The organism is Segatella copri (assembly GCF_051861805.1).
Lineage (GTDB): Bacteria > Bacteroidota > Bacteroidia > Bacteroidales > Bacteroidaceae > Prevotella > Prevotella copri_M.
In genome coordinates this window covers 1,312,503-1,334,735 of record NZ_CP146520.1, presented here as the reverse complement: position 1 = coordinate 1,334,735, position 22,233 = coordinate 1,312,503, and the positions used below count along the sequence as shown (strand labels likewise).

Here is a 22,233-nt window from a genome sequence, read left to right as displayed (position 1 = left end):
GCATTGGTGACCCAGAAAACATAAAAAAAACATAATTTTACACCTTATTTATATATAGGATAGAGTTTTTTTATTACCTTTGCAACTTAGTAAATATTGAATTGAAAGAATGAAAGAATTTGTTATATCAGAGGTCAAGGCGGAAACCGCTGTGCTCGTGGGTCTTATCACCAAGACACAGGACGAGGCCAAGACCAAGGAATATCTCGACGAGTTGGAGTTTCTTGCCGATACCGCAGGTGCCGTCACCGTGAAGCGATTCACGCAGAAGGTGGTGGCTCCTAACCAGACCACCTACGTGGGAAAGGGTAAGCTGGAGGAAATCAGACAATATATCAAGGACGAGGAAGAGGAAGACAGAGAAATCGGTATGGTCATCTTTGACGATGAACTTTCGGCCAAGCAGATCAGAAACATCGAGCAGGAACTGCAGGTGAAGATTCTCGACCGTACTTCCCTGATTCTCGATATTTTCGCCATGCGTGCCCAGACCGCAGCTGCCAAGACCCAGGTAGAGTTGGCACAGTATCGCTACATGCTTCCACGCCTGCAGCGACTCTGGACCCACCTGGAACGTCAGGGTGGTGGTTCCGGCTCCGGTGGCGGAAAGGGTTCCGTAGGTTTGCGTGGACCAGGTGAGACCCAGCTTGAGATGGACCGCCGTATCATCCTCGGCAGAATGAGTCTGCTCAAGGAACGACTCGCCGAAATCGACAAGCAGAAGACTACCCAGCGAAAGAACCGCGGAAGAATGATCCGTGTGGCGCTGGTGGGATATACCAACGTGGGAAAATCCACCATCATGAACCTGCTCAGCAAGAGCGAGGTGTTTGCAGAGAACAAGCTCTTTGCCACACTCGATACCACCGTGAGAAAGGTGGTGGTAGACAACCTGCCATTCCTCCTTGCCGACACCGTGGGATTCATCCGCAAATTGCCTACCGACCTGGTGGATTCCTTCAAGAGTACACTGGATGAGACCCGAGAGGCAGACCTGCTGCTGCACGTGGTTGACATCTCGCACCCCGACTTCGAGGAACAGATTCAGGTGGTAGAGAAGACATTGGAGGAACTGGAATGCGCCGACAAGCCATCGATGATTATCTTCAACAAGATAGATAACTACTCATGGGTGGAGAAGGAAGAGGACGACCTGACCCCGATGGAAAAGGAAAACATCCCGCTGGAAGACCTGAAGAAGACATGGATGGCGAAACTCAACGACGACTGTCTCTTCATCTCGGCAAAGAACAAGGAGAACATCGACGAGTTCCGCGAAGTGCTATACAAGAAAGTAAGAGAGCTCCACGTACAGAAGTACCCATACAACGACTTCCTGTACCAGGATTACGAATAAACATTCACCCAAAAACGTATCAACAATGAATGACTACAGACCTCTGACCTCCGAGGAAATCGAGGTGCTCAAGAGCAACGACTGTTGGGCAGAAGACTGGACATCCGTTAATGTTGCAGAAGATTTCAAGCCAAACTTCATGCACCGAGTGATGCTCTATGGCGAGGTAAATATCGGTGCCTTCAACAAAAATGTGGAGGTGAGCCAAGGATTCGTGAAGCATGCTGGCATCAACAATGCCACCCTTCGCAACGTGACCATCGGAGATGATTGCCTCATCGAAAACGTGGGCAACTTCATCAACAACTATACCATCGGTGACGACTGCTACATCTCGAACATCTCGACCATGGAGACCACCGAGGGTGCCACCTATGGCGAGGGAAACCTAGTGAGCGTGCTCAACGAGGTGGGCGAAGGCAACGTGATTCTGTTCAGCGACCTGAACAGTCAGCTTGCTGCCTTCATGGTGAAGCATTTCTCTGACAAGGATCTGAAGGAGAAGATTCGCCAGCTCATCAAGACCGATATCGACAACAAGATGCCGGAAAGAGGTCAGATAGGCAACAACGTGAAGATTGTCAATACCAAGGAGATAACCAACTGCATCATCAACGACTTCTGCGAAGTGAACGGTGCAGCACGTCTCAGCGACTGTACGCTGCTCGGTTCTGCCCATGGCAACGTATATGTAGGCACCGGCGTCATTGCCGAGAACTCAATCATCGCCGAGGGCGCTTCGGTTATCAACAGCGTGAAGATACAGGATTGCTACGTGGGCGAGGCTTGCCAGCTGAGCAATGGTTTTACGGCATCCACCTCTATCTTCTTCGCCAACAGCTACATGAGCAACGGCGAGGCTTGTGCCGCCTTCTGTGGTCCATTCACCGCATCGCATCATAAGAGCAGTCTGCTCATCGGCGGCATGTTCTCATTCTACAACGCCGGTTCAGCCACCAACTTCAGCAACCATGCCTACAAGATGGGTCCTATGCACTGGGGCATCCTGGAGCGCGGTTCTAAGACCGCCAGTGGCGCCTACCTCTTGATGCCAGCCACCCTGGGTTCGTTCTCGGTATGCTTCGGCAAGCTGATGCACCACCCTAACACCCGCAACCTGCCATTTGCCTATCTGATAGCCGATGGCGACAAGATGTTCCTCATTCCAGGCAGAAACATCACCACCGTGGGTCTGTACCGTGACATCAAGAAATGGCCTAAGCGTGACCTCCGTGCACAGGAAAACCGCAAGAGCATCGTGAACTTCGACTGGCTCTCTCCTTTCTCCGTGGGCGAGATCCTGAAGGGAAAGAAGATTCTGGAAAGTCTGCGCGAGGTGACGGGCGACAATGTGTCGCAGTATCTCTATCATGAGTACATCATCCCAGCCTCATCGCTGCACAAGGGCATCAAGTACTACGACATCGCCCTGCGCATCTACATGGGAGCCGTATTGAAGAGAGTGCTCAAGCGCGACCCTTCCATCACCCCTCCAGCCACCCAGACCGGCATCGGCGACTGGGACGACCTTTCAGGACTCCTGCTGCCAGTGAGCGAGGAAGAGCGCATCGTAAACGACCTGCAGGATGGCACCATCGACAGCATCCAGCAGCTCATCGAGCGATTTGAGGAAATCGATGCCAACTATCGCCAGTATCAATGGGCATGGACCTACAAGATGGTGTGCGACTATTACGGCATCAGCGAAATCACACTGGAAGATGCCAACCGCATCCACGAAGACTACATCAAGGCACGCCGTTCCTGGATTGCAGAAATCAAGAAGGATGCCGAGAAGGAATACGCCATGGGCGATGTAGAGGAAGAGGTATTCAGAAACTTCGTGAACAGCCTCAACCAGGAAGTGGATTACGAGAATTAATTGATAATTAATAATTTATAGTTTACAGTTCATCATTAAAAATGACTTTAAAACATGTATTGATGGCGGCTATCCTGATGGGAAGCCTCAACGCCACAGCCAAGGACTATCATTACACCACCGTAGCAGGTGATGCCATGAAAACCCGCATCTATACCCTCGACAACGGACTAAAGGTGTATATGTCGGTGAACAAGGAGAAGCCACGTTTGCAGGCTAATATCGCCGTGAAGACCGGTTCAAGAAACGATCCTGCCGAAACCACGGGTCTAGCCCACTATCTGGAGCACCTGATGTTTAAGGGTACCCAGAAATTCGGCACCATCGACCACGCCAAGGAGAAGCCATATCTCGACGAGATTACCCGCCGATATGAGAGCTACCGCAAGCTCACCGATCCTGCCCAGCGCAAGCAGGCTTACCACGAGATAGACTCCATCTCGCAGCTTGCTGCCAAATACAATATCCCTAACGAGTACGACAAACTGATGGCGAGCATCGGAAGCCAGGGCACCAATGCCTATACTTCCAACGATGTGACCTGCTATGTGGAAAACATCCCGAACAATGAAATTGAAAACTGGGCAAAGGTGCAGAGTGACCGATTCCAGAACATGGTAATCCGCGGTTTCCACACCGAGCTGGAGGCTGTGTATGAGGAGAAGAACATCTCGATGGCAAGCGACAACACCAAGGAGTTTGCTGCCCTCTGGAAGCTTCTTACTCCTACCCACCCTTACGGCACCCAGACCACCATCGGCGAGCAGGAGCATCTGAAGAATCCTAGCATCATCAATATCCAGAACTATTTCCACCGCTACTATGTGCCAAACAATGTGGCCATCTGCATGGCGGGCGATTTCGACCCAGACCAGACCATCGCCATCATCGACAAATACTTCGGTACATGGAAGAAGAGCGACAACCTCTCACGTCCTGAGTTCAGCGCACAGCCAGACCTTACAGCCGTGAAGGATACAGCCGTGGTGGGCAAGGATGCAGAAAACGTGATGCTTGCCTGGAAGTTCAAGGGAGCCAACGACAAGGAAAACGATGTGCTCGACGTAATCAGCGAAATGCTGACCAACGGAAAGGCAGGATTGATGGAGGTAGATTTAGAGCAGCAGATGAAGATAGCTGCAGCCAGCGCCTTTACCTATGGTCTGCACGATTACTCAGCCTTCATCGTAGCCGGTACTCCTAACAAGGACCAGAAGCTGGAAGAGGCTCGTGCCCTGCTCCTCGACGAGATGGCAAAGCTACGCCGTGGCGAGTTCGACAACGACCTGCTGCCATCGGTCATCGCCAACAAAAAGCTGAACTACTACAAGGGTCTGGACGACAACGAGGAGCGTACCAACATCATGGTGGATGCCTTCATCAACGACCAGAAATGGGAAGATGTAGCCAGCAAGCTCGACCGACAGAGCAAGCTGACCAAGCAGGATATCGTTGACTTCGCCAAGAAGTATCTGCGCGACGACAACTTCGTCTGCGTTTACAAGAGAATGGGCGAAGATACTACCCTAAAGAAGATAGAGAAGCCAGCCATCACTCCTATCCCAGCCAACCGCGAGTATGAGAGTGACTTCGTGAAGGAAATCAAGAATGCCAAGGTTCCAGACATCCAGCCTCAGTTCCTCGACTTTAAGAAAGATCTCACAGTGACCAAGACCAGCAAGAAGCTGCCGCTCATCTACAAGCAGAACACCCAGGACGACCTCTTCAACCTCACCTTCCGCTATGAGTTTGGTGATGAAGACGACATCCGCTACAGCTATGCAGCGCAGTATCTCAACTATATCGGCACCGACAAGAAGAGTGTATCAGCCATCAAGCAGGCATTCTACAAGCTGGCTTGCAACTACAGCATCATACAGGGTTCCAAGACCCTGCAGATTAATCTGAACGGTCTGAACGAGAATCTTCCTGCTGCCCTCAACCTGATGGAGGAAATCCTGCACCATGCCAAGGCCGACAAGAATTCCTGGAACCAGTTTATCGACCTCATCGAGAAGATGCAGACCGATGCCAAGGCCAACCAGAAGTCGAACTTCAGCTATCTCTGGGCTTACAGCACATACGGTGCTTACAACCCAACCCGCAATGCCATCAAGACAGCCGACCTGCGCAAGATGGATCCACAGGAACTCGTGAACCTGCTGGGCGGACTGAACAACATGGAGCACACCGTAACCTACTACGGTCCATACAGCGAGAAGCAGTTGAACGCCATGCTTGCCAAGGAGCACAAGACAGCCAAGAAGCTCGCCGCCGTGCCAGAAGGCAAGGAGTATAAGATGGAAGAAATCAAGCAGAACGAGATTTACATTGCTCCATACGAGGCAAAGAACATCTATCTGCGCTATTACCAGAACGAAGGCAAGAAGAGCAGCGTGAACGACGAGGCACTGGTTTCTCTCTTCAACGAGTATTTCGGTGGCGGCATGAATGCCATCGTCTTCCAGGAGCTCCGCGAAACCCGTGGTCTGGCTTACAATGCATGGGCTTCATACCTTACTCCAACCCGCAAGGACGAGAAGGATTACTTCGTGAAGCACATCATTTCGCAGACTGACAAGATGATGGACTGCATCCACGTGTTTGATGAAATCACCAACAACCTGCCACAGAACGAGGCATCATTCAACCTCGCCAAGCAGAGTCTGATGAAGTCAATCCAGAGCCGCCGCGTAACGAAGAATGGCGTTATCAATGCCTACCTCAACGCCAAGCTGATGGGTATCGACTATGATGCCACCAAGCTCTACTACGAGCAGATACCATCGCTCACCCTGCAGGATGTGACCAACTTCGAGAAGCAGAACATCGTGGGCAAGCCTCATCGCATCATCATTCTTGGTGACGAGAAGAATCTCGATATGAAGAGCCTGGAGAAGATTGCGCCAATCAAGCGTCTCTCTCAGGAGGAAATCTTCGGATATTAAATAGGAAAAAGAATATATTGAATATTTCAACAGTTTTAAATAACAAAAAACATTATGGCAAAAACTCCAGATTTTAAGTATGCTCCAATGTTCCAGATTGGAGAGGACAAGACTGAGTATCGCCTTATCTCTAAGGAAGGCGTAAGCACAGCAGAGTTCGAGGGTAAGACTATCCTCAAGGTTTCTAAGGAAGCTCTTACCTTGCTGGCTCAGCAGGGTTTCCACGACGTAGAGTTCAAGCTCCGTCGTGAGCACAACCTCCAGGTAGCTAAGATCCTCAGCGACCCAGAGGCTTCAGAGAACGACAAGTACGTAGCTCTCCAGTTCCTCCGCAATGCAGAGACTGCCGTTAAGGGCATCCTCCCATTCTGCCAGGATACAGGTACTGCTATCATCCACGGCGAGAAGGGTCAGCGTGTATGGACCGATTTCGAGGACGAAGAGGCTCTGAGCCTGGGTGTATATAACACCTTTACACAGGACAACCTGCGTTACTCTCAGAACGCTCCTCTCAACATGTATGATGAGGTGAACACCCGTTGCAACCTGCCTGCTCAGATTGATATCGAGGCTACAGAGGGCGACGAATACCGCTTCGTGATGGTAGCTAAGGGTGGTGGCTCTGCCAACAAGACCTACTTCTACCCTATGACCAAGGCTACTATCCAGAACGAGGGTACACTGCTCCCATTCCTCGTAGAGAAGATGAAGAGTCTGGGTACAGCAGCATGTCCTCCTTATCACATCGCCTTCGTCATCGGTGGTACTTCTGCTGAGAAGAACCTCCTTACCGTGAAGTTGGCTTCTATCAAGTACTACGACGAGTTGCCTACTACAGGTGATGAGACTGGTCGTGCCTTCCGTGACATCGACTTGGAGAACAAGCTCCTCGAAGAGGCTCACAAGATTGGCTTGGGTGCACAGTTTGGCGGTAAGTATCTGGCTCACGATATCCGTGTGATTCGTTTGCCACGTCATGGTGCCAGCTGCCCTATTGGTATGGGTGTAAGCTGTTCTGCCGACCGTAACATCAAGGCTAAGATCAACAAGGACGGTATCTGGCTGGAGAAGATGGACGAGAACCCAACAGAGTTGATTCCTGAGGAGCTCCGCAACCCAGGCGAGGGTACCAAGGGTATCGAGATTGACCTCGACAAGGGTATCGACGCCGTTCGTGCTGAGTTGAGCAAGTATCCTGTAAGTACCCGTGTTAACTTGAAGGGTACCATCATCGTGGCTCGTGACATCGCTCATGCTAAGCTCAAGGCTCGTCTGGATGCAGGCGAGGAGATGCCAGCGTACTTCAAGAACCACCCTATCCTCTATGCAGGACCAGCCAAGACTCCAGAGGGTTATCCATGTGGCTCTATGGGACCTACCACAGCCAACCGTATGGACCCATACGTAGATGAGTTCCAGGATCACGGCGCTAGCTTGGTAATGATTGCCAAGGGTAACCGTGGCGATGTTGTTACAGAGGCTTGCAAGAAGCATGGTGGTTTCTACCTCGGTACTATCGGTGGTGTAGCTGCCGTTCTCTCTAAGAGTTCTATCAAGAGCATCGAGTGCGTAGAGTACCCAGAGCTCGGTATGGAGGCTATCTGGAAGATTACCGTAGAGGACTTCCCAGCATTCATCCTCGTAGATGACAAGGGCAACGACTTCTTCAAGCAGTTGAAGCCTTGGACTCCTTGCACAGAGTGCCAGAAGTAAATGATACAGAAATCATGATATTTAAAAAAGCTCAGGGCTATCAGCCTTGAGCTTTTTTTATTTCTCACTCCCCATGCATATAGTGTATAACCATTCCATCTTTTTTAGCTATATAAATAGAGGCGGCATCACCGAAACTGTTTGGTGGTAAGCTTCCCTCCATCAGCCAGCTATGTTGAAACTCTATAATGTTGAAAGGAATTTCCTCCTTTATGACATCTTTGCCATAAATGTCATTTAGGTAGCAAATGCCTATTTGGGCTGCTACCTCAGATGTATTAATAAGCTCTTTTCCGAATCTTCTTAATGAAGAGTCTGAACAGAAAAGAGAATCTTTCTCCATACTAAAGCACATTTTTTCTTCACTTTCTTTTAAATGTACAATTTTAGGAATACTCTTTTCTGCTGGAGTACGTCTCATATTTATATATAATCCGATAACAGTACCAGCTATTGCACCTAAAAAGAAATAAAATCCTATTTTACATGTTACTTTTACCATATCTTTCCAATCTTAGAATTCGACCATCATGTTTTTGAATATAGACTACCAATGAATCTTGCCCGACAACACTGATTTTCCAAACCTTTTTGCCTGTAGAAGTTATGTAATACCTTTTTATATCGCTATTTTCCTTTCCAGTATGTTTATACAAAACATTTGCTACAAAAATAGCAGTCTTTTCTGTAGAAACAACATCTTTAGAATATATTTTCTCACTTCCATAAATAGCATTTTCTGATTCGTGATAACCTTGACGATCCCCTGTTAATTCTTGATATTCCTTTAAGGATATTTTTTTGTATGATGGAGATTTATCCTGTCTTTTACTATTGAAAGACAAGATAATAATCAACGAAATGATGAACCCCAATAAAAAACTAATAATTTTCATTTTTATATAGATTATATTCGACATTAGATGCATACTGATTGTATAATATAACAACCTCTTTCATCTTTTTTTCTAATTTTCGTTTCTCTAAAACAAACCAAAGATTAAATATGACACAAGCCAATCTGTAACCAATATGGCCAATGCTTCAATTCTCCATTTCCAAATATATTTTTTGCGAGCAGGAAGCATTTCTCGAAATTCGGAATCTCAGAACTGTCAAAACTCACAGGAATGACAGAATTTTCCCAATTATCAGGACCCACCTGAGCCTGGCAAATATCTGCGATACCTGCCAAGCACAATAATATTATGATGATTACCTGTCTCAAAATCAAACTGCTTTCCTTAACTATTCAACTGTCATATCAATAACAATAAGCAAAGGTATCATTTTAATTCCAAACAACCGACTTTTTTTGTTTTATTTCACAATAAAAAAAAGAAGCTGCCACCCATTCTTCACGAACAGGTGGCAGCTTTCCTAATAACATAAACTTAATATCAACTATTCTCTAAAAACCAATATAACTCTTTTTGCACTTTTTATGCCATACCAATAGAGGGGGATTACTTAGTATATTCCTCAGGGATGACAGGCATTGCACCATTCTGGGTGCATACGTATGCACTTACCTTAACGGCAAGTTCGTGTGCCTCCTGGATGCTCTTGCCCTTCAGGATGCTGGCACAGAAAGTACCGGTGAAGCTATCACCTGCACCTACGGTATCAGCCACCTCAACCTTTGGAGTCTCCTGGAATGACTTCACACCTGGAGCAAATACATAGCTGCCGTTTACACCGCAGGTCAACACGAGCATATCGAGATTGTACTTGCCGAGAATCAACCAGCACTTGTTCTCGATGTCCAAACCTGGATAACCGAAGAGGCGACCGATGGTAATCAACTCCTCATCGTTAATCTTCAAAACATTGCAGCGCTTCAGGCTCTCGGTAATCACCTCTGGAGTATAGAAGTTCTGACGGAGATTGATATCGAAGATCTTCAAGCAATCTTCTGGAGTATGATCAAGGAATGTATAGATGGTCTTACGGCTAACCTCACTGCGCTGAGCCAGAGAGCCCCAGCAAACAGCACCAGCATTGGCAGCAATTTCCTTGATATCATCGGTGAATGGGATGTTATCCCAAGCCACATTCTGCTTGATATCGTAAGTAGGAACACCCTCCTTATCGAGCTGCACCTGAACAGTGCCTGTAGGGAATTCTACCTCAGGCATCACATACTTGAGCTTCTTCTCATCGAGCAGGCGGAGAGCTGTTTCGCCCAGAACATCCTTGCCCACAGCACTGACGGCTACAGAATGCAAACCATGCTGACCAGCGTGGTAAGCGAAGTTGGCAGGAGCACCGCCGAGTTGAGAACCAGTAGGGAGAACGTCAAAGAGAATCTCACCCAAACCTACACAATATTTTGTATCTAAATTCTTTGTTTCCATAATTACACCTTATTAAATATATACTTTATTAAATATATATGATATAAACGATTGTGAATGATCTTATTATAACTTACGGATATAAGTGAAGAGATAAACAACTCCTACAGCCATGACTGCCACGGCACCTACCTGACCGAAGGTATCGCTGGCGAATCCCATGAACAATGGGAAGATGGTACCACCGAAAAGACCCATGATCATCAATCCACTCACCTCATTCTTCTTCTCTGGCAAAGCAAGCAGAGCCTGAGAGAAAATCATAGAGAAGACGTTAGAGTTGCCGTATCCCACGAGGGCGATAGCGATATAGAGCATCGTCTTGCTCTCTCCTATCCACATGCCAATCATACTCAGAGCCATCATCACTACGCTGATAACGAAGAATGTGCGGGTCTTCATCATGCGGAGGAAGGCTGTACCGGTGAAACATCCGATGGTACGGAAAATAAAGTAGAGCGATGTAGCGAAGGCTGCCTCGTTCAGCGTCCATCCCAAGCGCTCCATCAGAATCTTAGGAGCAGTGGTGTTGGTACCTACATCGATGCCCACATGGCACATGATACCGATGAAGGAAAGCAGCACGATAGGTTTGCCGAGCAACTTGAAGCACTCACCGAAACCGGAAGCCTTACCCTCGTTCTTCTCTTCTTCGATAGGCGTACCAGCCAGGAAGAAGGTGGCAGCAATACCGATAACCATATAGATTGGGAAGAGAATGCGCCAGCCCAAACCGAAGGTTGGAATGCTTGCTATGGCGCCCCACATAGCGATGTATGGAGCCAGGAAGGAAGCTATCGCCTTGACAAACTGACCAAAGGTCAAAGTAGAAGCAAGGTTCTTGCCTGATGTCACCACAGAAACCAGCGGGTTCAGGGAGGTCTGCATCAAGGCGTTTCCGATGCCAAGCAAAGAGAATGACACGAGCATCAGTTCAAAGTTTTCGCCGAAAATGGGCAAAAGGAGTGAGATGACGGTAACGAGCAAAGACAGGAGCACTGTCTTCTTTCTACCGATCTTATTCATCAGGATTCCCGTAGGAACCGAGAAGATGAGAAACCAGAAGAATACCAGGGATGGAAACAGATTGGCTGTCGAATCATTGAGGTTGAGATCTTCCTTTACGTAGTTGGAGGCGATACCTACCAAATCTACAAATCCCATGGCGAAGAAACAGAGCATCACCGGGATAATTGATAATTTTGATGATTTATTCATATTTGTTAGCGTTATTGTTTCTATTTTTGCTGGTGCAAAGGTAGCGATAAACGATACAATATATCATAAAATATCGTTCATCGGCTACCATTTATGTTGCACTGTTACATCAGTAACACTCTTAGAAACAATTATCTTATAGATTCAGTTCTTAACAGATGAGGTTACTTGATGTCGTAAATCTGATACTTACCCTTTCCCTTTACAGTGACCTTGTTGTAAGGCTTGCTTGGGAACACGAGATTGGTCATAGACATCTTGCCGTCGGCATCAAGTGCCTCGATGCTGCTCTTGTCGATGAAGATGCGCAACTGGCTGATATTGCCATAGGTTGGAGCCTTGGTGACTGCAGCGAAGTCCTTGCAGAAATCCATCTTACCGCTCTTGGTTCTATCCATTGAGAAAGTCTCTGCCTTGGCATCGTAGTTCATCACTACCTTCTCGCCCTTGTCGTTGCTCAAAGTGATAGTAGCATTTCCCTTCAGGTTCACTACCATCTCACAAGATGCTGTAAGTTTCTTGCCTGCCTTCTTGCTTCTTGCCGCTGTCATCTCTGGAGATGGAACCACGCTGCAATAAGTTTCACCCTTATATTCAAAGAGACCCAAGTCGCGAGGAATAGAGTTGCCTGAACGGTACTGCTGGGTAGGAACCTGGTTGGCATACTGCCAGTTGCTCATCCAGGCGATAGCCACACGGCGACCTTCTGGTGCGTTATCAAAAGTAACTGTGGCATAGTGGTCCTTACCGTAATCCATCCACTTGGTAACCTCAGGCTTACTGTCGCAAGTAAACTTATGACCGTCGAAATCACCGATGAAATACTGGGTAGCAGAACCTCCGGAAGGTCCACCAGGATTGATGTTGCAGATAAGCATCCACTTCTCCTTACCGGTGCCACGAACCTTCATCTTCATCAAGTCTGGGCATTCCCAGACACCGCCATGGTTGCCATACTTCTCACCAAAAGAGCTTTCGTATTTCCAGTCCTTCAAGTTATCTGAAGAATAGATTTCCATGTGCTGACCGGCAGCCAGAATCATATTCCACTTCTTGATATCCTCATTCCAAAACACGTGAGGATCGCGGAAGTCGGGCACATTGCTGGTGATGACCGGATTTCCCTCATATTTGGTAAAGGTCTTGCCATTATCTGTGCTGTAAGCCATGCTCTGTGTCTGGTTCTCACCAGCCGAAGTGTAGAGAGCCACAACAGCACCCTTGCCCAAACCAGCGGTATTATTCTTATCCACAACGGCAGAACCACTGAAGATAGTACCTACAGCATCAGGCTGTATAGGAGTACCCTGGAACTTCCAATGTACCAAGTCGGTGGAAGTAGAATGTCCCCAGGTCATATTCTCCCACTGTGATCCGTAAGGATTATACTGGAAGTAGAGATTCCATACGCCATCCTTATAGAACATACCATTTGGGTCGTTCATCCATCCGTAAGCAGGAGTGTGATGGAAACCCGGACGATACTGCTCACGATTCTTCATATCGAAAGAATCAGAGAACTTCATGTTCTCCCAGCAAGTGAGGGCGTTCAAACCCTCCTTGCTATAATCGCCGTTTACATGGATATCGAGAGCCAGGCCCTTCAAACCGGCAAACTCATTCATATAGAGAGGCACGTAATAATCTACGTGGTCTTTAGCCAACTTCACATTGAAGGCTTTCACCTGCTTGTTGTCGGCAATCACCTTGATGTTGGCCATCTCCGCACTCTCCTGCACAGGGAGCAAGAGACACTTCTGGTTCTGACTCTCCTGGCTGATGCGATAGAGACAGTGGTTATTGCTCAAGAAGGAAGCCTCCTGGGCATAACTGGCGGTGAAACCGCAAAGAGCGACAAGCGCTGAAACAAATATCTTTTTCATTGTCTAATTATCTAATTATCTAAAAATACCGATGGTAATTACTCGTATCCCTTATTCTGCTTATAAAGACCAGGAATGTAATACAGCTGGTTATATGGAACCGGATAGAACTCGTTCTTGCCCGGTGTGAACTTGGCATCCTTCAAGTATTGTGCGTATGTTTGCTCTCCATACTGATCTTTCTGCTCAGATTCGAAATACTTGTTCAGTGTCTCAGAAGCAATGCCCCAGCGGCGCAGGTCGAAGAAGCGGCCGTTCTCCATAGCCATTTCCAGACGACGCTCCCAGCGAAGGCACTTTCTTGCCGTCTCCTTATCCTGGAAATATGACTCCGGATAGAGGGCTATATCACATTGATCCTTGGCATATTCAATATGCTTATCCACAGAATTCTTGGCTCTCTGACGGATATCGTTGATGATGGTACGAGCCTCAGCCAGACGGTCCAACTCTATCAAAGCCTCAGCACGCATCAACATGATGTCGCTATAACGGAGCACATAGTCGTTCATCGCAAACGCCTGCCAAGAACCATTGAAAGTTTCACCCTTAGAACGCTGTGGCACTTCCTTCAGAGAGGTATAGTAACCGTAAACATTTGGTGTACGAGAGTTGGCCTTAGTCATCGTGTATTCTGACTCATATTTATATGGGAAGGTAGGCATTCCTACTGTATGGAACAAACGTGGATCCCATTTCTGACTATTAGGCTCACCGTTTACAGGATAATCACAAGTCTTGTTGTAGTCATCAAACTCAGGAAGTCCGTTCTTGGTCTTGAAGGCATTCACCAGGTTCTGTGAAGGCTTGTGGAAATCCCATCCGCAAGACCAAATACCCCAACAGCCATTCAGCATATTAGACCAGTTGGCACGTCCGAAGGTGGTATGGTCCTCGCTATAGTCGGAAGTCTGGACAGCAAAAACTGACTCCTTGCTGTTCTTATAGTCAGGCAGGAAGATGTCGCCGAAATCTGCCATGTAACCATAGTCTGAATTCTTCACCACATCAGTATAGTCGATAACCTTCTGCATATACTCCTTATTAATATGGTCAACACCATCGGTTGCCTCATAGCCATCACCCCAGGCAATGGTAAGATAACACTTAGCCAGATAACCTGCGGCTGCAATCTTGTTGACACGACCGCCATCCTTCTGCTTAGCAGGAAGTACATCGTATGCTGCCTGGAAGTCGGCTATCACCTTCTGCCACAATTCCTCGTAAGTAAACTGAGTGTTTGATGTGCTCTCTGTGGTTTTATCCTCATAAACCTTCTCGTCTATCCAAGGTATCTGACGATACATGGTAAGTAACTTGAAATAGAAATGAGCACGGAGAAAGCGAACCTCAGCCTCACGCTGCTTGGTTACCTCAGCACCCAGTGTGCTCTCGCCATTCTGCTGCAAAGAAACCAAGGCACGGTTGCAACGGGAAACGGCACAATAGAGACGATACCATAACTCGTCGAGTTCGCCCTTAGTAGAGGTTAAGGTACTCCAAATCTCCACATCGTGATAACCGGTATCACCGGTGCCACCGCCACCCTTCAAGCAATCGTCTGAAGAAAGGTCACCGTATGGCCAAAGGTTGAATGGGTAAGAGTACCAACAGTCGCCCAACATCGCATAGGCACTGTTTACCATCTTGTCTGGCTCGCTGAAAGCCTTGTCTTCATCAATCACAGCTGTTGGCTTGTAATCCAGGAAATCATCACAACTGGTGAATGTTCCTACCAGTGCTGCTGCAAGCACCATTGTATATAACTTTTTCATTTTGAAATTCTCTTTAAAATATGAAACATTTTAGAAACCTACCTGAAGTCCGAATGATACGGATGTTGAAAGTGGATAGTTCCAGTTTGGATTCTCTGGGTCTGAACAGGTCAGGCTATTGCTCTTGATGGTCAAAAGATTCTGACCTGAGAGATAGACACGGGCACTGGTCATCTTCAACTTAGAGAGGATGCTGCTTGGGATAGTGTAACCCACCTGCAAGGTACGCAACTTCAAGTAAGATCCATTCTCAACGAAGTAAGTAGAAGCACGACCTTCATCAGCTGTATTCATGGTGCTCAAGCGTGGGATGGAAGAACCAGTGTTGTTGGTATTCCAAGCATCGAGCAAACGGGTTCCCTTGTTAGAACCACCATCAGTAATAGCCCAGAAGTCGGTCTGGAACTTTTGGTTGTTATACACATCCTGGTCATAGACACCCTGCCAGAACATACTGAAATCAAAGCCCTTATAGTTGAGAGCAATATTCAAACCATAGGAGAAGGCTGGTACAGGGTCGAAAATCCAAGTCTGGTCATCTGAAGTAATACCATTTTTACCATCTAAGTCCTTGTATTTTAATCCACCGACACGTGCGTTTGGCTGTCCAGACTTATCTACTTCTTCCTGATTCTGGAAAATTCCATCGGCTACATAACCTACGATAGAACCGTATGACTTGCCACTCTGCACCAGGTTTTCCGTAGATGTGTGAGCGTAAGCACCTGTTGTTGTTGCTGGCAAATAAGTAACCTTGTTGCGGAAGAAATCCAGATTGCCGTTCACGTCGATGCCAAGTCCATTAGCCAAAGTCTTGCGATAGCCCACGGTGAACTCCATACCCCAGTTGCGGAGCGAAGGACCATTCTGCCATGAATTTCCACCTTCACCAGTTGCACCCAGATAAGCAGGATTAATCAACATATCCTTTACATTCTTAATATAGGCATCCACTGTACCATAGAGGGTGTTGCCAAACAGGGTGTAATCCAAACCTACGTTATACTGGGTAGCAGCCTCCCATTTCAAGTTAGGGTTAGCCAACTGTGTGGCACGATAGCCAGAAGGGAAGGTACCTGAACCTTGCAGGAAGAGGTCGTAAGCTGTAGAGGTTACACGGTCTAGTCCGTAATCCACTACATAAAGACCAAACTGTGCATTGTTGTCGATAGCCTGGTTACCTGTCTGACCCCAAGAGAGTCGCAACTTGGCGTCATCCAACCAATCCTTCTTCAGGAGATTAGAGAATCTGAAGCCGAGTGATGCAGCAGGGAAAGTACCCCAGCGATGAGCCTTACCGAAACGTGAAGAACCATCATGACGGATAGTAAAGGAAGCCAGGAGGAGATCATCCCAGTTGTAGTTCACCTTTCCGAAGAAAGAAGCCAGGCGATAGCCTACCTTTGCACCCGAGTTACGCATCGTTCCCGTGGCAGCATTTGGCCACATATAATCTTTATCTTCCAGCGCATAGCCTTCTGAATAGGCAGAGAAATCGACAACCGACTGCTTGGAAAATTCCATACCACCGAGTACATCGATGTTGTGCTTGCCAATCTGGGTAACGTACTGGGCTGTGTTAGACCATGTCCAGTTAGTCTCATTGTTATTCGAGAGCGTTGTCTTGGCGATGTCATTGTTGACAATATCGGAATGATAAGTATTCGTCATCGAATTGATAAACGATGTCTTGAAATCCAAACCGAAGTTAGAGCGCAGGGTCAATCCCTTAACAGGCTTCAATTCTACGAAAGCATTACCGAAGATGCGCCAGTAGTCGAGGTGGTTGTTGCGGTTCTGATACTGCTCACGACAAGGGTTCTGACGGTCGGCCATACTACCCACAGGACCTGCGAAGGTCTTGCCATCTTCTTCGTAAACCGGAACGATGGAAGGCATCTTCAAGGCATTCTCCATCGGATGGCAATCTACCTGAGAGGTATAAGTCAAAGTCAAATTCTCACCTACGGTTACGATCTTGTTTAAATTCCAAGAGGTGTTCAAACGAGCTGAGATATTCTCGAAGTCGGTATATTTCAAGACACCCTCATTATTCTTGTATCCCAAGGAGAACATAGCGCTATGCTTGTCATTGGCATGAGATACAGAGAGGTCGTAGTTCTGCGAGAAACCAGTGCGAGAGATTTCATCGAGCCAGTCGGTGTCTGAGAATCGCATGGTCTTCTTGGCATTGATGTAGCCATCATATCGACCATTGATCGTATAGTTCTGATACTGGTTGGTAGCAGGATTCCAAACGGTGATTGGAGTACCAGAGGCCGCATTCAAGTCGATGCCGTAGTTGGCTGCATAAGCCACAGGATCGAGTCCATCGTTCAGGGCTGCCTGAGCCATCGCAGTAGCATACTGGCTGGAGTTCATCAGCTTCATCTTCGACTGGTTGGAATAGAACTGTGCAGTCAGGTTGGCAGAGAAGTCAACAGCCACCTTGCTACCCTTCTTACCTTTCTTGGTGGTGATGATGATGACACCATTCGATGCACGTGAACCATAGATAGAAGCCGAAGCGGCATCCTTCAAAACCTGCATACTCTCAATATCATTTGTATTGAGGGTATTCAATGCCATAGTGGTAGGCACACCATCTATGATATAAAGAGGGTCCTGAGAAGAGTTGAAAGAACCGATACCACGAATACGCACGGTTCCTGAACCAATAGGAGAACCATCGGTAGTAACAGTCATACCAGGAACACGACCCTGCAAAGCACGCATCGGGTCTGTCTCTGAACTTGTCTTCAGGTTCTTGGTTGAAACCACAGCCACGGAACCGGTCAAGTCTGCCTTCTTCTGAGTGGTATAACCTGTTACAACTACTTCCTGCAAGTCGTTGGCATCTTCCTGAAGTGTTACCTCCATATTATCTGAAGCCTTTACTTCTTGCGTTTTATAACCTATATAGGAAATAACGAGTGTGGAACCAGGAGCACATTCTACATGGAAGTTACCATCAAAGTCGGTAACAGTACCAGTCTTTGTGCCTTTCACCATAACAGACGCTCCAATGACTGTCTCACCGGCTGCATCCTTTACGATGCCATTTACATTTACCTGTTGTGCACTAGCTATGGTGCAAACAGTACAGAGCGCAGAGCTCATCAGTAATCTTGAAAGATTGTTCATACTATTATAACATTTTAAGTTTCAAAAATTGTTATTGCTTTGATTTCTGCCGCAAAATTAGGCAAAGATTGGATATGAGAATAAAAAAAATCGTTCCTGCAACAATAATTATGTTACATGAAACGATTTTCTTATTTTTTGCTAAGATTTTAAAATACTTATTTTAAAGGAGTTAGAAAACTATTTTCTTTTAGATAACTGTTTATTTCTGAAATCGGTAGGAAGAATGCCAAACTGCTTCCTAAAGCATGAAGAGAAATAGCCCGGTAACGCAAAGCCTACTTCTGCCGAGACTTCAGCTACAGTCTTATCAGTCTGCATCAGGAGCGTATAGGCTCTCTGCAGGCGCATCTCTTTCAGGAGCTCGGCAGGCGTTTTTCCTGTCATAGCCTTCACCTTGCGATAGAGCTGTACTTTACTCAACTGCATCTCGGCTCCCAAATCATCCATTTTCATATCAGCATTGCCCATATTCTCAAGAATCTTCTTCTTGAAACGATCCATGAAATAACAATCACTCTCATCCAGGTGATTCAGTTCAGCAGCCCAGCCCTCCTTGTTCTCTATGAATCCACGAGCCACGGCTTTCTGTTTCTGCAGCTTCTTTCTATATACCTTATATATATAGTAGATGATAAAGAGCAGAATCAGAACTACAATAAAAGCGACCACAAGCATCCATTTCTGGATACGGGAAACCTCTGAATAAGAATCAAGACTGACAGAAATCTGATCCAGATTCTTCATCTTGGCTTCCAAATCCTGATATTGTAGGGCAATGGCATCGCAATTCTCCGGGGTAGCAAGGAATGATTTCATCACATTATCCTTCTTATAGGGTTTACCCTGAAGGATATTCATCGCCAATTCCATAATCTTTTCGCCCTGGGTGGGATAGACATAAGAAGCAGCAAACTGTCCTCTCTTCACTCTATCCACTCCTTCCCATTCTCCAGGCAATCCATCAATGCCCACTATCAGCATCTGCTTATCAATGCCTCGTCTCTCTGCTTCCAGAAAGGCACCTATGGCTCCCAGATCGCTATGTCCGAACACGCCATCCGCATGTCCACCCTTATCCAGATATTGCTTCATCAACTCCTGGGCTCGCTCCATCTTCCAGTTACTGTCCAGGGTAACCACCTTGATTCCCGGATAATTCTTCATCACCTCATGGAAACCACGATGGCGCTCAATGACAGGAGAAGCATCTTTCAAGCCCGTAATCTCAACAACGGTACCTTTTCCATCCAGTTTACTGGCAAGAAAGCGTGCTACTTCCCTACCCGCTTCTACATTATCGCCACCGATGGAAGCTGTATAATGTGGTGTCTTTACCTTTCTGTCGAAGAGGATAACCGGGATATGCGCACGATAAGCTCGCTCGATGGCAGGTGTTACATCATTCACGTTATCAGGAGCCACCACGATTAAATCTACCTTCCCGGCTATCATACTGTCTATCTGGCGAGCCTGGCGTTGCCCGTCATTCTCTGCAGTAGTAAACAGCAAATCCACATTCTTATATTGATACTGCGCCAGTCGCATCTCATTATTCACCTTCTCGCGCCAAACTCCGCTGCAACATTGCGACACACCAATCACCATCTTCTTCTGGGTGCATGAATCCAGAAGAAGAAGCATACTACTAAGTAATACTATTAATATAATATAGAGTCTTTTCATTAATTTCATACTTCTTCCATCCGTTTAAGTTCCCACCCCTCAAACTGCATGATGATGAGATGGAGTTTTGTGCCTTGGCGCAAAGCCTCAACCCTTGGAGCCTCAGCATATCGATGAATCTGATCTACTGCCTCACGCCACTGTTTCTCCGCCTTGGTCATAGGCTTGCCATCTTCCGTGACCTCACCTTCAACTATCGCAGAGAAATCTTTCTTAGAAAGAACCTTCAACTCCAGGATGTAGCTATGCTGACTGGCATAATGGGTAAGGTCTGGCAAAAGGAAGAAATCACAATAGCCATGATTCAACTCCAACTCTGGAGCCGTGATATAATAATCATTCAGATTCAGATAAGCCATGAAGAATCCCTGCAGGTTTCGCTCAGCCTCAATGCCATCACGCACCGATGAAACCTTGGCATAGGCATCTGCCATGAAGCGCAATCCTTCTTCCCACTTACCATCGTATGCCATATCATAATAGTAATCGGTGAGCTGGTTGACATCCACATAAGCCTTTGCCTGATACTCCTCTTCCAGATAACCATAATACTGCTTGCGGACATTATTGTTCGGAATGCCCAGAATGAGCTTGGAGCCACGAGTTCCCTTGATGGTCAACATGCCATAATAGAACAGAAGACTTGGAAATATCTCTGCCTTTGGAATCTGATACGCAGAAAACGACTCATAAAGCTGGGTAACAATCTGCTCCTCTTCTGCAATCTTGCGGATAATGCCCTTACGCTCTCCATCCAGCTTGTCAAACTGCAAGAGTTTCTTCATCTTGCCGTAATCGGTACGGGTATTCGGGTCTATCATCTCTTCTGGCGGACATCCGGCATCCATGTAATTGCGAAGGTAATAAAGAACCATATCACAATTAAACATACGAGTCTTTTTCTTCAATGCCTGCTTGGCGAAGCAATAGTTATCATACCATGGCTTCATATCATTGACGATGGCATCAATATCACTATCGGCAGGAATACTACCATGCTCCTTATAATAGGTAAACATCTCCACCACATCAGTGGTAGAGAAGCCCAGCATCTCATCAAACTCTGGCTTGATAGAAATGTTCCAACCTATATTGAATCCACTCGTCACATCATCCAGGGTTACAGGACTCACACCCATCATGAAGATACGCTCAAAATTACCCTTGAACTTCTTGAAGACATCACGATAAAATCCGTCGGCATGGGTTATTGCATGATATACTTTCTCACCACGTTCGTTGAGTATGACATTCGTGAAATTGTCATACTCATCGATGATGAGATACAGATGATACTGGTGCGCCTTGGCTGCCTTGAATATCAGTTCCATCTTTTCCTCGAAATCTTCCTGCGCCAGGATTTCTTCCATCTCTGCCTGATAATATTCTGAGTATTGACGGACAAAAGCATCGAGGTTGATGCTGAGATAAGAATTAAACTTAGTCTCAAGCTTATCGATATTACCCGTAATCTGGGAGAAATCTAAGAACAGCACCTGATACTTTCCCTGCAAAGGAGTAGGATGCTGGCCTATCCACAGATTTCCAAAAAGACGCTGGAACTTATGGCTCTGCGTACAGTCATAGTAAGAATAGAGCATACTCAAGAACATACTCTTACCAAAACGACGAGGGCGGGTGAAGAAGAGATTGCGAGGCTGCTTCTCCAGCTCCGGGATAAACATCGTCTTATCCACATAATATAGATTCTGCTCTATTACCGTAGCAAAATCTGCCACCCCATAAGGTACTTGTTTAACTTGCTGTTCCATCATGATCTATCTTTAAAAACTAATCTTTGTGCAAAGATAGCATAAAAAAACGAAAAAGCCACAGTTTGCGTTTACAAACTGCGGCTTTTATTATATTTTATCCGAAACACACGATTTTTACCGTACGACTTTCTTGTTGCCCATAATATAAATGTGTCCTTTTTGTGGCACAAGGACTTTTCTTCCCGAGAGGTCGAACAGAGTAGGATTGATGTTTCTTGCTATCATGAAAGATGATGCATATATATATAATAATGTGATAACTTGTATCTTTTGGTGTAAAATATTAGGATTATTTATACATTGATATATTTGCAGCGTTTGAAAAGGACTCTAAAATATATGGGGTATTTGGATCAAGTACAAATTTACTTATTGATTTCAAATAGTGTTACAGATGTCATCAAGAAAAAAAGTTCTGAGACATCATAAGAAAATGCTTCATTACCAAAATAAACGTCTCCAAAAGTGCGTTTCTCAAATTTTATTTGTACTTTT

At 46.4% G+C, this 22,233-nt stretch carries 13 protein-coding genes; 4 read left to right on the top strand and 9 right to left on the bottom strand.

Annotated features, from left to right (window positions below):
- The first annotated feature begins 109 nt into the window (after positions 1-109).
- Genes hflX through V8Z93_RS05035 form a run of 4 tightly spaced genes read left to right on the top strand, consistent with a single transcriptional unit; the run spans position 110 to position 7,900 of the window.
- A complete protein-coding gene (hflX, locus tag V8Z93_RS05050; RefSeq protein ID WP_217764857.1) occupies positions 110-1,357 on the top strand; it encodes a GTPase HflX in 1,248 nt (415 codons plus the stop codon).
- A gap of 25 nt (positions 1,358-1,382) precedes the next feature.
- The gene (locus tag V8Z93_RS05045; protein ID WP_299330339.1) at positions 1,383-3,239 is read left to right on the top strand and encodes a DUF4954 family protein; all 1,857 of its coding nucleotides are present in this window, start codon (positions 1,383-1,385) and stop codon (positions 3,237-3,239) included.
- 41 nt (positions 3,240-3,280) lie between these two features.
- Positions 3,281-6,187 (top strand): M16 family metallopeptidase, encoded by a 2,907-nt coding sequence (locus V8Z93_RS05040; RefSeq protein ID WP_439432580.1) that lies wholly within the window; start codon positions 3,281-3,283, stop codon positions 6,185-6,187.
- Between the two features lie 54 nt (positions 6,188-6,241).
- Entirely contained in the window at positions 6,242-7,900 is a 1,659-nt protein-coding gene (locus V8Z93_RS05035; protein WP_439432579.1) for a fumarate hydratase, read from the top strand.
- Positions 7,901-7,964: 64 nt separating this feature from the next.
- Here the strand turns inward: V8Z93_RS05035 and V8Z93_RS05030 are convergent, their stop codons facing one another.
- The 9 genes from V8Z93_RS05030 to V8Z93_RS04990 all read right to left on the bottom strand — a co-directional run bounded on the left by V8Z93_RS05030 (position 7,965) and on the right by V8Z93_RS04990 (position 21,735).
- Positions 7,965-8,402, bottom strand: a complete 438-nt coding sequence (locus V8Z93_RS05030; RefSeq protein WP_439432578.1) for an NTF2 fold immunity protein — start codon at positions 8,400-8,402, stop codon at positions 7,965-7,967.
- Positions 8,383-8,796, bottom strand: coding sequence for a hypothetical protein (locus tag V8Z93_RS05025; protein ID WP_439432577.1), 414 nt, complete (start codon positions 8,794-8,796; stop codon positions 8,383-8,385). Before V8Z93_RS05025 ends, V8Z93_RS05030 begins: the two co-directional genes overlap by 20 nt.
- Before the next feature lie 570 nt (positions 8,797-9,366).
- Entirely contained in the window at positions 9,367-10,257 is an 891-nt protein-coding gene (locus V8Z93_RS05020; protein ID WP_439432576.1) for a carbohydrate kinase family protein, read from the bottom strand.
- A 66-nt stretch (positions 10,258-10,323) separates the two neighbouring features.
- Positions 10,324-11,475, bottom strand: a complete 1,152-nt coding sequence (locus V8Z93_RS05015; RefSeq protein WP_439432575.1) for an MFS transporter — start codon at positions 11,473-11,475, stop codon at positions 10,324-10,326.
- Positions 11,476-11,639: 164 nt separating this feature from the next.
- Entirely contained in the window at positions 11,640-13,358 is a 1,719-nt protein-coding gene (locus V8Z93_RS05010) for a DUF4980 domain-containing protein (protein WP_439432574.1), read from the bottom strand.
- 38 nt (positions 13,359-13,396) lie between these two features.
- Positions 13,397-15,133 (bottom strand): RagB/SusD family nutrient uptake outer membrane protein, encoded by a 1,737-nt coding sequence (locus tag V8Z93_RS05005; RefSeq protein ID WP_439432573.1) that lies wholly within the window; start codon positions 15,131-15,133, stop codon positions 13,397-13,399.
- A 30-nt stretch (positions 15,134-15,163) separates the two neighbouring features.
- Complete coding sequence (locus V8Z93_RS05000) at positions 15,164-18,277, bottom strand: SusC/RagA family TonB-linked outer membrane protein (protein ID WP_439432572.1); 3,114 nt, start codon at positions 18,275-18,277, stop codon at positions 15,164-15,166.
- A gap of 180 nt (positions 18,278-18,457) precedes the next feature.
- Positions 18,458-19,972, bottom strand: coding sequence for a substrate-binding domain-containing protein (locus V8Z93_RS04995; protein ID WP_439432571.1), 1,515 nt, complete (start codon positions 19,970-19,972; stop codon positions 18,458-18,460).
- The gene (locus tag V8Z93_RS04990) at positions 19,969-21,735 is read right to left on the bottom strand and encodes an AAA family ATPase (RefSeq protein ID WP_439432827.1); all 1,767 of its coding nucleotides are present in this window, start codon (positions 21,733-21,735) and stop codon (positions 19,969-19,971) included. Before V8Z93_RS04990 ends, V8Z93_RS04995 begins: the two co-directional genes overlap by 4 nt.
- Between the last annotated feature and the right edge of the window lie 498 nt (positions 21,736-22,233).